Below are 12,426 nucleotides of genomic sequence, written 5' to 3'. Positions count from 1 at the left end.
CAATGTAGGAGCGCCGCAAGGCGCGAATGCGGCGGCGCCGGACGCGACCGTCGCCGGTGAGGGCGCGAGCAAATTCGAGAACTGGCGCCTACCAACCTACCAAGCCCCGCCCCCATCCGCCCAATTCTCCAGCCGCAAGCCCTCGACGCGTTCGAACTCGCGCAGGTTGTTCGTCACCAAGACCAGGCCCTCGCTACGCGCGTGGCCCGCGATATGGAGGTCGTTCACCCCGATCGGCCTCCCCTTGCGCTCCAGGTCGGCGCGGATGTCGCCGTAATGCGCGGCCGCCTTGGGAGGGTAGTCCAGCACCACCAGGCGCGACACGAAATCCTCGACCTGCGCCAGGTTGTGCGCCTTGCGCGCGCTCTTCTCCGCGCCGTGGATCAGCTCCGCCAAGGTCACCGCGCTGATGCACATCTGTCCCGCATGCTCGTTGAACACGCCGAGCATCTGCGGCGGGCGGCGCTTGATCACGTAGATCGCGATATTGGTGTCGAGCATGTACTTGAGCATCAGAACGGCTCCCGCTCGCGCTGTTGCTGGCTGGCGCGCTCGGGCAGGAAGTCCTCGGACACGCCCTCTGCGGCGGCGAAGAAGCTGTCCCAGGTCCTGTCCACCGGCGCCAGAATCCGCTCCACCCCGAGCACCCGCACCGAAACCTTGCGCACCTCCGGCGGAAACCGCGTCTCGGCCGGCAAGCGCACGGCCTGTGTGCGGTTGTTCTCGAAAATCGAACCGGTCGCAATGGTCATCGTCAGCCTCCGTAATCGGCGCGGTGCGCTATACATCCATTGTATATAGCATCGATTCCAGCGCTGCGCTTTCGTCCTCGCAAGCGACGCTTCACCGCCCTGTTCGCGGCTTGCGCCGCTCCTACAGGGGAACCATCGCGGAGATCTGCCGCGGCGCCAATGTAGGAGCGCCGCAAGGCGCGAACACAGCCGCGCCGCGCGCGATCACCGGCGGCGCGGGCGTGACCGCCCGGTTCGCGGCTCGCGCCGCTCCTACAGGGGAACCATCGCGGAGATCTGCCGCGGCGCCAATGTAGGAGCGCCGCAAGGCGCGAATCGGGCCGCTCAGCCCCGACCGAGCAAATTCAGGAGCCGCCTCTGTCGCTCAAGATGCGCCTCTGTCCCCCACACCCATCTCGTCATCCGGCGCCGCAGGCACATCGGGGACGGCGGCCAGCGCGGCGTCGAAGGCGGCGTCATCGGCGCGTCCTGCGCGGGCCTGGAGATAATCCTCGGCCGCCAGCGCCGCGAGCTTCTCTGCCAGGGCGGTCGCCACCAACTGGTTGAGGGACGTCCCCTCCCGCTCCGCATAGATGCGTGCATTGCGGTGGATCGACTCCGGCAAGCGGACGCTGAGCGTGCTCATCGAACATCTCCTTCGAGCAGGGCCAGAAGGCGGCCCGGGGTAACGACCTCCAGCCCGGCAAAGCGGACGGCCGAAAAATCGCGGACGTTGTGCGTAACAAGATACGCCGCACTCGCATTGACCGCCGCCTCCAGGACCAGTTCGTCCTTCGGATCCCTGAGCTGCGGGCGCCACAGAAAATGCACCGGCTGCTGCACCGACTCCCGGCAAATCATGTCGAGCACCGCGTCGACCGCCGTCGTGGGCACCGGCACCAGGCCCGGCCGCGCCAGCACCTCGGCGTACTCCATCACCAAGGGCACGGTCACGCACATTCGATAGGCACGCGAGCGAATCATCGCAAGCAGCCGAAACGACGCCCCCCGCCTCGAGCGCAGCGCGGCGACGAGCACATTCGTATCGAAGACAACGCGAGGAGGAAGCATCATGGTTGCGCCGATAATACCACTCAGACCCATCGCCGCCGACGCCTCCACCCACCCGATGTTTCATGCAGGAGCGCCGACACCCCAGCAAGCGCCGCGCCCATGTAGGAACGCCGACACCCCAGCAAGCGCCGCACCCATGTAGGAGCGCCGCAAGGCGCGAATGCGGCGGTGCCGAACGCGACCACCGCCGGCGAGCACCCATCCGCCGATGTTCGCGGCTTGCGCCGCTCCTACAGGGGAACCATCGCGGAGATCTGCCGCAGCGCCCATGTAGGAGCGCCGCAAGGCGCGAATCAGGCGCTGCAGCATGCAACGCGCAAACTAAAGACCTGACCCCATCAATGCAGCGCCGCCAGCGCCGCCTCGGGGGCCTTGTCCAGCACCTTGAGCAGCGCTTTGGCCGCGCCGGTGGGGCTGCGCTTGCCCTGCTCCCAGTTACGGATCGTCTCCACAGGCACGTCGATCCGCTCGGAAAACTCCGCCTGGCTCAAGCCCAGGCGCTTGCGAACGCGTCGTGCGAACTTGGCCGCGTCCTGCATGGCGTCGGCCTCGTCGGACGCCGCCTGCCTGGCGAGGTCCGCCTCGGTCGTGGCATCCACGCGTGCGGCATCGATGCGCCCCGTGGCCAGTGATTCGGGACTGGCGGGATCAATCTTCACGCGTACGGTTTTCATAGTCTCGGACCTCTCGCTGGTTGGCCTTACGTGCGGAAATGATGCGGATGGCGTCGCGCCTGGGCGTATAGACGATCACGAACAAGCGCTGTTCGATCCGGCCCATCACCTGAAAGCGCTCTTCACCATAACTGTGCCGGGTGTCGGCCTGGACCACACGATCCGGATCGAAGAAGGCCCGGGCCGCATAGGCGAAATCGAAACCGCGCGCTTGAAAGCACGCCTCGCTCTTGGCCTCGTCCCATTCGAAATCCATAGGAAGAGTGTAGGCCAATGACCCACTGCCGGCAAACTCGGAAAGAAAGGGCCGGCGGAGCCGTGCGCGACCAGCGTTGGTGAAGGGCGTGACCGCCGCCCTGTTCGCGGCTTGCGCCGCTCCTACACGAAAACCATCGCGCAAACCGCCGCGCCCTGCAGGAGCGCCGCAAGGCGCGAACTCGTCCCCTACCCGCCCACCAACGCCCGCAATCGCGCGAAATACGCCCCCGCTTCCACCGTGCCCTCCGCGGGCGCCCAAGGCGCGGGCTCCTTGGGGGCGGCGGGGTCGAAGGGGCCGGCCTTGGTCTCGAAGAGGATCGCGTCGTCGTCCAGCGCCAGCACGGTGTGCCAGGTGCCCGCGGGAACGAGGACGCCAGCCGCGGGGCGGTCGGTTGGCCCGAGCACGTTCATGCCGGAAGATCCACCCGCGCAGCCTTGCGCACCGAGGTACCCGCCCTCGCCGCCTTGCGCGCCGAAGTGCACCACCTCCACCACCTCGCCCGCCTCGTCGAACACCACCAGCGCCAAGCGGCCGCGCACGGCGAGCATGGTCTCGTCGCGCGGACTCAGGGCGTGGCGATGTGGCACGAGATAGCTGCGCGTGGTGATCGCGTTGAACACGCGCTGGCAGGGGTCGGCGTAGTCGGTGTGGACGTTGCGGTGCTGGCGCAAGCGCGGCGAGGCTCGGGCCTGGGTGCAGAGGGTGTCGAGATAGGCGTGGTCGAAGCGGGTGATCGTCATGGTTGCTCCTGGATACGGCAAACACGGCTGGACGGTGGAGGCAGTGCGGCGTCCGACCGACGTCGGCGCGGGGGGCGCGGCCGGAATCGCGACTTGCGTCGCTCCCACAAGCCAGCCCAGACGCCCGGCGCGAAATCGACCGCGGCGGTCCTTGTAACGCGGCCACCGGCGCAAAATCAACCGCGGCGGTTCTTGTGGGAGCGACACAAGTCGCGATCGGCCTGCGCCGCCGGCAACCAAGGTCGGCAATTGCGGCACGGCTGCTGATCGCGGCTTGCGCCGCTCCTACATCAGGCCAAGGCGGACACGATCTGGCGGACGGCGGTTTCGGCGGAGAACAGGCGCGCGGACAAGGCCTTGCAGCGCTTGGCAAATCCGTCGTCCGACGAAACCGCATCCACCAGCTCCACCGCCGCGCGCGCGAGCGACTCCGCCGACGCGTCGGTCACGGCGCGCCCGACCCGCTCCTGCTCGATCAGGCCCACCAGATCATTTCCCGCGGCCCGCACGCGCGTCGTCGCGCAGGCGCTGGGCGTCGCTGCCGCGGCCCACGAACAGGAAACCCACGTCCGTCCGCCCACGCAGGCGCTCGGCCAAGTCGAGCAGGATGCCCATACCCTGCGCCACGCCCATGTGGCCCGCGTACACGAACACCTTGCGTTCGGCCAGCGCGGTCTCGCCCACCACGATCGAGCTCGGCGCATCGGCCGGCGCACCCAGCCAGTTCTGCAGCACTTCCAGCCGGCGGCCCGGGCCCCGGACCCATTCCGCGAAGTACCCCTTGTTCCCCGGCGTCTGCACCCCGATCACATCCGCCACCGAATACGGGTAGCGCGCCACCGCATCGAAGAAGCGATACGGCAGCCCGCGCCCCACTCAAGGCAATCTTCGCAACTCAATTCCACGCGTCGCGCAGCCGCCGTTGAATCAGTTCCGGAGCACCCTGGAAGGTTTCCGAACCCGCCAGGCCTCCGCACAAATCCAGTAGATCGAGTCCGCCAGCTCCCGAGGCCGTGCTCGCATGCCGGGCCCGCAGGAACTCTGCGAAATCCAGCACCTCGCCCAGCAGCGGCTCTGGCAACGCCTGCGCAATCTCCAGCAATCGCTCGGTCGTGGTTGGCATCATGAACCTCCTCGCGTCGAGCCCGCCCCGCGGACTCACCGCGTGTTGATCCCTATCGCACACACGCCCACGTTCGGCACGAATCAGCCGCCCCACCAACCGCCGCGCCCCTTGTAGGAGCGCCGCAAGGCGCGAATGCGGCGGTGCCGCACGCGACCAACGCCGGCGAGGGAACAAACGCCCTGTTCGCGGCTTGCGCCGCTCCTACATTTAGCCGCGTGCGACGCGCTCCAGCACCGTCAGCATCTTCGCCGCCAGCGTGCTGCGATCGTAGTTTCGCGCGCCGACCAGCGCGTTCTCCCGGCACTTCGCATACAAGCCCGGATTCTCCGCCAGCGTCACCAAGCCCTCGCACAGCGCGTCCGCGTTTTCGGGCTCGAACACGATCCCCGCGCCTTCCTTCTCCACGATGCCGGCCGATTCGCCCGCCACGCCGTGCAGCACCGGAATCCCCATGCCCATGCACTCGAACAGCTTCGACGGGATCACCGTGGTGAACAGCTCCGTGCGCCGCAGGTGGATGATCGACACATCCAGCAGCGACCAGTAGCGCACCACCTCGTCCTTTGACACCGAATCCACGAACAGCACATTGTCCAGGCCCATCGAGCGCGCCTGCGCCACCAGCTCGGCCTTGCGGGCGCCGTCGCCCAGCAACAGGATGCGGTAGCGGTCGCCGTCCGGGCGCGCCTTCAGCTTGGCGGCGGCCTCCAGCAAGGTCTCCAGCGCGTGCGCCATGCCGTGCGTGCCGATGTAGCCGGCGACGAACTTGCCCTCCAGCCCCAGCGTGCGCACCAGCTCGGCGTCCTTCTCGCGCGGGTTGAAGCGGCTGATGTCCACCCCGTTCGTCACCACGTGGATCTTGCCGCCCTCGATACCGCGGCCGATCAGGTTGTCGCGGAACGCGCTGGTCACCGACACCACCGCGTTCGCCTTGCGGTACAGGAACAGCTCCACCTTCTCCAGCCAGTCGAGCGCCTTCGACTCCTTCATCGCCCCCACCGCGCGGATCGACTCCGGCCACAGGTCGCGCAGCTCAAACACCCACGGCACCCGCTTCATCCGGCTCACCGCATACGCCGCGCACGCGGTGAAAAACTGCGGCGACGTCCCCACCACCAGATCCACCCCGCGCACGAAGAGGCTCGCCAGCACCGCCGACAGCATGAAGCTCTGGTAATCCAGGATGCGCTTCACGAAACCCTCGTTGGCCGTGATGTACGACCACACGCGGATCACCCGCACGCCCTCGATCACCTCCGACTGCCACAGCTTGTTGCGGTAGCCGTCGAACACCTTGCCCTTGGGAAAGTTCGGCGCGCAGGTGATCACCGTGATCTGGTGGCCTGCGTTCTTCCACTCGCGGCAGTGCTCGAAGGTGCGGCTGGCCGGGGCGTTCACCTCGGGCGGAAAGTTGTCGGTCAGAAAAAGAATGTGCATGAAGAGGAAGCCTGTCAGTTAGTCCGTTCGCCCCACCCGAAGCGAACGCGCGCACGCCCGCCGGCCAGCCGCACCCGCAGCAGCGAGCACGGCATCGACACGCCGAAATGCGGATGCCACGACGACGACACCAGCTCGCCGTCGCCGTGTTCGATCACCCAGCGCACGCGCTCGCCGCCCAGCAGCGCGGCCGTGCCGCTGCGCCCGTCCGCCTCGATCGACACTGCCACGCCGGGATGAAAACGGTATTGCGCCACCGCCGCGCGGTAGTCGCCGGCCAGCTCATCGTCCACCACCAGCTCCGCTGCATGCAGCGTCCACTGCCGGGTGTGGCGCGGGCGACCGGGCAGCCAGCGGTAGCCGTCATGGCTGCAGCGCACCACCGCGCCCTGCCCGTCCGCGCGCACCTGCAGGCCATGCGGATATGCCCGCCGCGCCACGCGAAAGCCGCCCCACACCTCGGATGAATCCTGCCCGTCCACCACCACCGTGTTGTGCGCCGCCGTACCGCGCTGGCGCAGACGCTCCGCGCTCGTGCCGTAGCACGAGGTCCCGCCATTCACCAGCAGGCGCCGCCCGAACACCGACAGCTCGAAGCTCAGCGAATCCGCATGCGCATGCCCCGGCAGGTAGTCCGGCCCCACCCGCGCCACATCCAGCAGCGCCACCGCCGCGGGGATGATCTCCCCATTGTTCGCGCCTTGCGGCGCTCCTACAGAAGCGTCGATGCCGCCCCCGGTAGGAGCGGCGCCAGCCGCGAATGCGGCCGTCCCGTCATCGACGGCAGCGCCGCCACCCGCCGCCTGGTTCGCGCCTTGCGGCGCTCCTGCAGGGCTTGATGCGGTGAGACGGATGTAACCGCTGTCCGCGAGGTGCTCCACCGTCTTCAAGCCTGGCGCCGCCACATCCGGCGCGCAGCGCGCGAAGTAGGCCTCGAGCTCAACAACCGAAGGTGCGATGCCGATCGCCGCGTCGTTGAACAGCGCGATCTCGCCATCCGGATGGCACATCACCCGCAGCCAGTGCCGCATCGCCCCCACCCGCGGCGCCAGCAAGCCGCGCACGCGTGCGCAGTCGTCCATCGCCGCGTCGGACGCAGCGCCCCCTACAACCAAATCCGACGCAGCGCCTCCTACCGCAGCCCTACCCCCGCCGTAGCACGCCGTCACATCCAGCAGATCGAGCGCATCCTCCAGCGCCAGCGCGTGGTACATCGTGCTCAGCTCGAACTGCCCGCCGTCGGGCAAAAACTGCTCGGGAATCTCGCGCGCGAGGATCGCCAGCGCCGTCTTGCGCCAGCCGTCCGCCTCCGCGCCCTCGAAGAACAGCCCGGCAAACAGCAAGGCCTTGCCGTTGGCAAACAGATGGTTGCCCAGCAGGTGAATCTCGAGCCGCCCCGTCAGCCAGCGCGCCTGCACCGCCAGGCTGTGCAGCGCCGCCGGCGACAGCTCGCCGCCCGACAGCGCCCACTTCACCCAGTTAACAACACGCAGCGACAGCGGATACGGCTCCCAGCCGTTGCCCTGTCCCGGCGGGTTGTGCGCGATCCAGTCCTCGATCAGCGCCAGGTGCCACGCCCGCCGCGCCTCGGCGTCGATCGCGTTGAGGTCGTCGAAATAATGCTGGTTGTAGCGCCACAGCTTCTCGCGCTGCTCGCCGTCCCAGCCGATCTCGTCCAGCCCTCCCGGCTCATTCAGAAACACGAAGCTGCGCGGCCCCGTCATGCTCGCCAGGCGCCGGGCCGGCGCCTGCCACACGCCCGCGCGCAAGCGCAGCGCGGGCGCCGCACGCAAATCGGGCTTGGGCCGCGAATAGCGGAACCACACCCGTCCGTAAAACTGCACCGGCCGCAAATGCCGCAGGGTGTGCCAGTAGCGCCCCGCCTTGTTCAATAAACCCATGGATATTCAGCTCTAGCCGCGCCGATCACCGGCCGACAGCTCCAAGGGCATCGGATCGGGCGGGTCGCCACGCAGCGAAAGGTGTTCAAGAGGAAAACGCCGGAAGGAGCGAACGAGACCATACGAGACCTCGTCCTCCATCCGAACATTGCCGCGGACATCGATACCGGTCGCCCGAATCGAATCGATGAGCGCCTGTACGCTCTTGCTCACGGACGAGAGTTCGTCCCTACGAAACTCCGGCACCAGCGCGAGCAGGTCCAGAACGTAACGCTCTCCCTCGAGCAGATCACGATCGGGGTTCAGGCGTGCATAAAGCCCCGATACATCGGGGGAAAGACGGACGTGCAACTTCTTCTGCTTACTTCGGGTGGCGTCGAGAAGCGTGTTGAAGTCATCCGGAAACGCGGCACGCACATAGCGCTGAGCCAACCAGTTGGCCATAACGTCGAGATCCGCCTGCAGAACCACCCACTCATCATGCGGGATACAGTCGGCCAGTGCCGCACGATCGACGAGAACGCGATCCCACGGCAAGAACGCGAACCAGACCTCGTCGCGCCCCTGCCGGATCGGCATATGTAAACACCGCGGGTGCTTCCCGGCAGAGCGGTTTCCGCGCAGTTTCAAGGCCGCCTCATCGTCGGCCCGAAACCCGATCAGGATCTCGGCAAACGGCTCGCCTTCGAGCGATTCATGGGTCAGATCGCAGGATTGGCTGACCACCAGGCCGATCACATCTGCTTCGGGCCGCCCCTCGCAATAACGCGCGCCCAGCAACCTGTAATCATCGCAGCGTAAAACGCTGCCCTGCCGCCAGCCCCGATCCGCAATCTGTTTCCCAATATCCGCCATCGATCAACCGCCTCTCAGCGAAACGGGTCGACAAAGGTGCGCTTGCTCGTCATCTCGTGCTCCATCGCAAGACGTCCGCCTGCAAACTGGATCGCGGCGAGGTCCAGCGGATCGGCACACAGCAGATCGAACAGGCTCCTTTCGTAGATCACCGGTGCGGTCATCGCGCTACCAGGCACACCAAATCCCGAACGCTCCCAATCGAGTGCAGCACGACGCAACTTGTGAATGCGAGCCAGCTTCGCGGGCCGGGGCACCGCGCCATTACGCCAGGCATAAACGGTCGGTCGGGTCACACCGCCGCAGATCTCGGCAATCTGCGCCGTATTCAAACCGAACACGCGCGCAATCAGGTCCAGATCGGCCGCCACCCCCTTGCCTGGCCGGTCCGGGTCGTACACCAACCCAGGCTCCGGAAGCGAGGGAAGAACACGCAGCCTGTCTGTACCGCCCGACGTATCCGAAAAGAAACGCATCACAATCCCGCCGCTCGCCTTGGTGACGATACTCGCCCGTTCATCGCCGGGCCCGCCGACAACGAACGCCAGAAACCCCTGCGGCACGACTGCAACCCCGCTTCGCATCAATTCCATCGCTGCGTCCTCGCAAACTCCGTCGTCACTTTCCAGAAAGCCTCGCGGGCCGGCTCATGCAGCCGGGCGAGCCGGTCGCCCGCAGCATCGACATCGAAGGCCACGCCTTCGGCCTCCGCCACTTCCCAGTAGTGATCGAAATCCAGCACCGCGACGGGCCGGTCGGTCGGCACATCAATCTGCAGCGGCAAACCGAACTGGCCCTGCAAGTCGGGCATCATGCCCAGCCCATGCACCCCGGCCAGCGCCCGCACCACCAGCGCCCCGGCCGTGGTCTGCACCACCGTCTCGCTCAGGTGGCGCACCACCGCGCCCGCTTCGGCCGCCAACGGCGAAAAGGCGAGCAAGGGCGCCTCGACATAGTGTTCCAGCAATTCATCCGGCATCGGCACGACGGCGTCATTGTAGCGCAGCCCCACGCGGTGCAAGCTCGGCGGGCGCAGGGTTTCGAGCAAAGCCCGCACCACCTCGAGGCAATCCTTTGCAAACCCCTCGAATCGCGGGTACATCGTCGTGGCATAGGCGATCCGATCCACCTCGAGATGCACCGCAGCCCCCGCCTCCGGCGCCCGCCAGACCACATAGGGCGCCTGCGTGATCGTCACCCCGGCGTCGCCAAGCTGCACCTGCTGCGCCACACCCTCGCGCATGTCCGCAAACCGCGGCGCCATCCGCTCCTTGAGTGCCGCCAGCGCAGCCGGCTCGAACGCCACCCGCCCAAAGCGGAACTCCGCCAGCACCAAAGTCAGCGGCTGCCGTGCGAGCTTCGGATAAGCCTCGTCGCGCACCATGTCGTTCTCCCCTCTGCGAAGCGTTTCTATACACCAAACTATACACACTTCGACCGCAATTCCCCGGGGAGTTCTAGACGCCGTCTCCCACCATCAAACCTCAACGCGCACCCGCGCATTACCCCTCGCATCGCGCTCGTGCCGGAAATGCTTCAAGGGCGGAAAACGCCGATCGATCTCGATCTCGCCGCTGAACCAATCGGCAAGGTCTTCGCTCACCTCGACCCGAATCCCCGTCTGCGCCTTCAGCAGCGCCGGGTTCTGGCTCAGCGCATCCTGTTTGTAGGCGGTATGGCAGACGATCCGCTCAGGGCAATCCAGGCCGAGCACCCCCAGCAGCGCGTGCGCGTTATGCAACGCCCCCTGCAGTTGAAGCTTCACATCGCGCCACTGAGTGGCGCTCACCTTGCTCTTCAACTCGACCAGATGCAGCGCTCGCAGCGACTTGTCACGGCCAAAATGCAGGATCACGCCGTCGGCGGCCTTGCCCTGCTTGATGCAAGGAAAGCGCCCGTTCTCGGAGAGCTTGAACCGCAGCGCGATCTCGCCCTCACCCACCTCGAAGCTCACCTTGCCCTCGCCACCGTGCTGCTTCTCCACCACCTCGACTTGCTGCCCCTGCGAGAAATGCTCGCGGTGGATCCAGTCGAGCCGGGCCTGGTCCAGGTCAAGCATCCTCGCCCCCCGCATCGCCATCCAAGCCTTCCTGCAGGCGATAGATCTCCTGGGTCAGCGCCGCCAGCGGCTCGTTGAACGTCGGCACCGCAACACCGTACGCTGTCACCGGCAAGGCCGTCACCGTGGTCTCGGCCGCCTCGCGGCGAAACTGGAACACGCTCAACAGCTCCTCCGCGAGCGTCTCCCCGGCCTCATAGCCCAGCTCCGCGGACAAAGCCTTGCGTTGCGGATGACCGTGCAACTGCACCAGGTTGTTGATCTGCTGGAACAGCGTGTCGCCATGGGTGGTCGCCACCACCGGCAAGCCGGCATTGACCAGGCGCACGACCGCCCGCGCCATCGCGCGCTGCGCCTGCGGATGCAGATGCGCCTCGGGCTCCTCGATGAACAGCGTCCGAAATGACGGCCGATGCTTCAGGAAATGCACGATCGGTGCGAGCTCGGCCACCAGCGACGAACTCAGGTACATCGGCAGACTCGCAGCCCCCTCGCCGAACGGCTGATACCGATAGTCGGGCGCGCCGCCTTGCTTCACCTGCTGGATTCCGCCCTGCAGCAGGGTCTTTTCCAGCCAGCCTGCCGTCTTTGCATGGACCGCCCCTGCGGTCGGCGGCGTACTGTTGAGCGCCTGCAGAAAACGAACCACCGGCAGGGTGAACTGGCTGGGTGGCACCGCATCGTCCGCCGCCGCGTCATAAAGGGTCAGCGCCTCGCCCACCAGCGCCCGGAAGGTCAGCATGAACCCCGTGCGCGAGGCGGGCAGAAACAGGGGCTCGCCGTCGACCCGCTGCGATGCCCCGGGCGGATAGAGCGGCCCGGCGATATCGCCACCGATCAGCTTCCAAGTCACGTAGCAAGCGACCCGGTGGAACTCGCCCGCATTCGGCCAAGCGACGCCGTCGCCCAGCGGCACGCCAATGTGGTGCTCCCGCCGCGCCGAAAGTCGCACCGCCTCGTCGTCCGTGCGGAACACCAGGGTAATGGGCTTCGCGCGAGAATAATCCAGCAGGCGAAGATCGCCGATCGGAAGATCGCGGTTGCCAAAGATCCGCCCCACCAGCATCTTCTTGTGCTTCGCCAGCAGTTCATTGAACCACTGCACGAACAACTGCGTGTCTTCGGCCGCCAGGACGACCTCGCCGCAACCGCCTTGGGCAATCTGAGTTTGCGCCCGCGCCCGATGCTGCATCAGCACATCGATGCACGCCTTGTACGCCTTCGACTCCCCCGGTCGCGCCGGAAACAACGACCGCCCCAACGCCAGTACGCCCCACAGCAAGCTCGCCATGTAGCTCTTGCCGCTGTTGTTCTCCCCCACGAACAGCGTCAAGGGCCGCAGTGCCACCTCTGCATGCTTGAACCGGGCGAACCCTTCCACGCGAAGCGCCCACCGCTGATGCATGGCCATCCGACCCCCTCCCGATTCACAAATGGCGACACCCTACACCGATCACGACGCGCTCACACCCCCCGCGCCCTCGGGCTCCAAGCCCCCCCTGTAGGAGCGGCGCAAGCCGCGAACACCACCGCGCCGAAACCTACGCGCTCCAATCCACAACGCCCGCAT

At 66.8% G+C, this 12,426-nt stretch carries 17 protein-coding genes; all 17 read right to left on the bottom strand.

The features are described 5' to 3' along the window. Positions 1-96: 96 nt before the first annotated feature. The 17 genes from vapC to PO78_RS13845 all read right to left on the bottom strand — a co-directional run bounded on the left by vapC (position 97) and on the right by PO78_RS13845 (position 12,267). Positions 97-513, bottom strand: a complete 417-nt coding sequence (vapC, locus tag PO78_RS13925; protein WP_043744499.1) for a type II toxin-antitoxin system tRNA(fMet)-specific endonuclease VapC — start codon at positions 511-513, stop codon at positions 97-99. Continuing rightward, positions 513-752, bottom strand: a complete 240-nt coding sequence (gene vapB, locus PO78_RS13920; protein WP_043744496.1) for a type II toxin-antitoxin system VapB family antitoxin — start codon at positions 750-752, stop codon at positions 513-515. Before vapB ends, vapC begins: the two co-directional genes overlap by 1 nt. 364 nt (positions 753-1,116) lie before the next feature. Beyond that, the gene (locus PO78_RS13915; protein WP_043744493.1) at positions 1,117-1,377 is read right to left on the bottom strand and encodes a toxin-antitoxin system HicB family antitoxin; all 261 of its coding nucleotides are present in this window, start codon (positions 1,375-1,377) and stop codon (positions 1,117-1,119) included. Then, positions 1,374-1,835: a putative toxin-antitoxin system toxin component, PIN family gene (locus PO78_RS13910; protein WP_052484422.1), complete on the bottom strand. Its 462-nt coding sequence runs from the start codon at positions 1,833-1,835 to the stop codon at positions 1,374-1,376. Before PO78_RS13910 ends, PO78_RS13915 begins: the two co-directional genes overlap by 4 nt. Positions 1,836-2,143: 308 nt before the next feature. Beyond that, entirely contained in the window at positions 2,144-2,479 is a 336-nt protein-coding gene (locus PO78_RS13905; RefSeq protein WP_043744491.1) for a helix-turn-helix domain-containing protein, read from the bottom strand. After that, positions 2,454-2,735 carry a BrnT family toxin gene (locus tag PO78_RS13900; protein ID WP_043744488.1) on the bottom strand — a complete coding sequence of 94 codons (282 nt, stop codon included), beginning with the start codon at positions 2,733-2,735 and terminating at the stop codon, positions 2,454-2,456. The genes PO78_RS13905 and PO78_RS13900 overlap by 26 nt, the downstream gene beginning before the upstream one ends. A 188-nt stretch (positions 2,736-2,923) precedes the next feature. After that, the gene (locus tag PO78_RS13895; RefSeq protein WP_043744485.1) at positions 2,924-3,478 is read right to left on the bottom strand and encodes a WbuC family cupin fold metalloprotein; all 555 of its coding nucleotides are present in this window, start codon (positions 3,476-3,478) and stop codon (positions 2,924-2,926) included. Positions 3,479-3,768: 290 nt separating this feature from the next. After that, the gene (locus PO78_RS13890) at positions 3,769-3,963 is read right to left on the bottom strand and encodes a hypothetical protein (protein WP_043744482.1); all 195 of its coding nucleotides are present in this window, start codon (positions 3,961-3,963) and stop codon (positions 3,769-3,771) included. A 4-nt stretch (positions 3,964-3,967) separates the two neighbouring features. Further along, complete coding sequence (locus tag PO78_RS13885) at positions 3,968-4,354, bottom strand: hypothetical protein (RefSeq protein ID WP_043744479.1); 387 nt, start codon at positions 4,352-4,354, stop codon at positions 3,968-3,970. A gap of 19 nt (positions 4,355-4,373) precedes the next feature. Beyond that, the gene (locus tag PO78_RS13880) at positions 4,374-4,601 is read right to left on the bottom strand and encodes a DUF2281 domain-containing protein (protein WP_043744565.1); all 228 of its coding nucleotides are present in this window, start codon (positions 4,599-4,601) and stop codon (positions 4,374-4,376) included. A gap of 210 nt (positions 4,602-4,811) precedes the next feature. Further along, positions 4,812-6,041 (bottom strand): glycosyltransferase family 4 protein, encoded by a 1,230-nt coding sequence (locus tag PO78_RS13875; protein WP_043744476.1) that lies wholly within the window; start codon positions 6,039-6,041, stop codon positions 4,812-4,814. Between the two features lie 14 nt (positions 6,042-6,055). Next, positions 6,056-7,942 (bottom strand): heparinase II/III family protein, encoded by a 1,887-nt coding sequence (locus tag PO78_RS23205; protein ID WP_043744473.1) that lies wholly within the window; start codon positions 7,940-7,942, stop codon positions 6,056-6,058. A gap of 12 nt (positions 7,943-7,954) precedes the next feature. Then, positions 7,955-8,797, bottom strand: a complete 843-nt coding sequence (locus tag PO78_RS13865; RefSeq protein WP_043744471.1) for a hypothetical protein — start codon at positions 8,795-8,797, stop codon at positions 7,955-7,957. A gap of 14 nt (positions 8,798-8,811) precedes the next feature. After that, positions 8,812-9,390 carry a helix-turn-helix domain-containing protein gene (locus tag PO78_RS13860; protein ID WP_043744468.1) on the bottom strand — a complete coding sequence of 193 codons (579 nt, stop codon included), beginning with the start codon at positions 9,388-9,390 and terminating at the stop codon, positions 8,812-8,814. Continuing rightward, entirely contained in the window at positions 9,381-10,181 is an 801-nt protein-coding gene (locus tag PO78_RS13855) for a TIGR04255 family protein (protein WP_043744465.1), read from the bottom strand. The genes PO78_RS13860 and PO78_RS13855 overlap by 10 nt, the downstream gene beginning before the upstream one ends. A gap of 93 nt (positions 10,182-10,274) precedes the next feature. Further along, the gene (locus tag PO78_RS13850) at positions 10,275-10,856 is read right to left on the bottom strand and encodes a hypothetical protein (protein WP_043744462.1); all 582 of its coding nucleotides are present in this window, start codon (positions 10,854-10,856) and stop codon (positions 10,275-10,277) included. Continuing rightward, positions 10,849-12,267 carry an AAA family ATPase gene (locus PO78_RS13845; protein WP_052484421.1) on the bottom strand — a complete coding sequence of 473 codons (1,419 nt, stop codon included), beginning with the start codon at positions 12,265-12,267 and terminating at the stop codon, positions 10,849-10,851. Before PO78_RS13845 ends, PO78_RS13850 begins: the two co-directional genes overlap by 8 nt. Positions 12,268-12,426 lie beyond the last annotated feature (159 nt).

It is taken from the genome of Thauera sp. SWB20 (assembly GCF_000831325.1).
In the GTDB taxonomy this organism is placed as follows: Bacteria; Pseudomonadota; Gammaproteobacteria; order Burkholderiales; family Rhodocyclaceae; genus Thauera; species Thauera aminoaromatica.
This window is presented reverse-complemented; position numbering and strand designations above follow the sequence as displayed.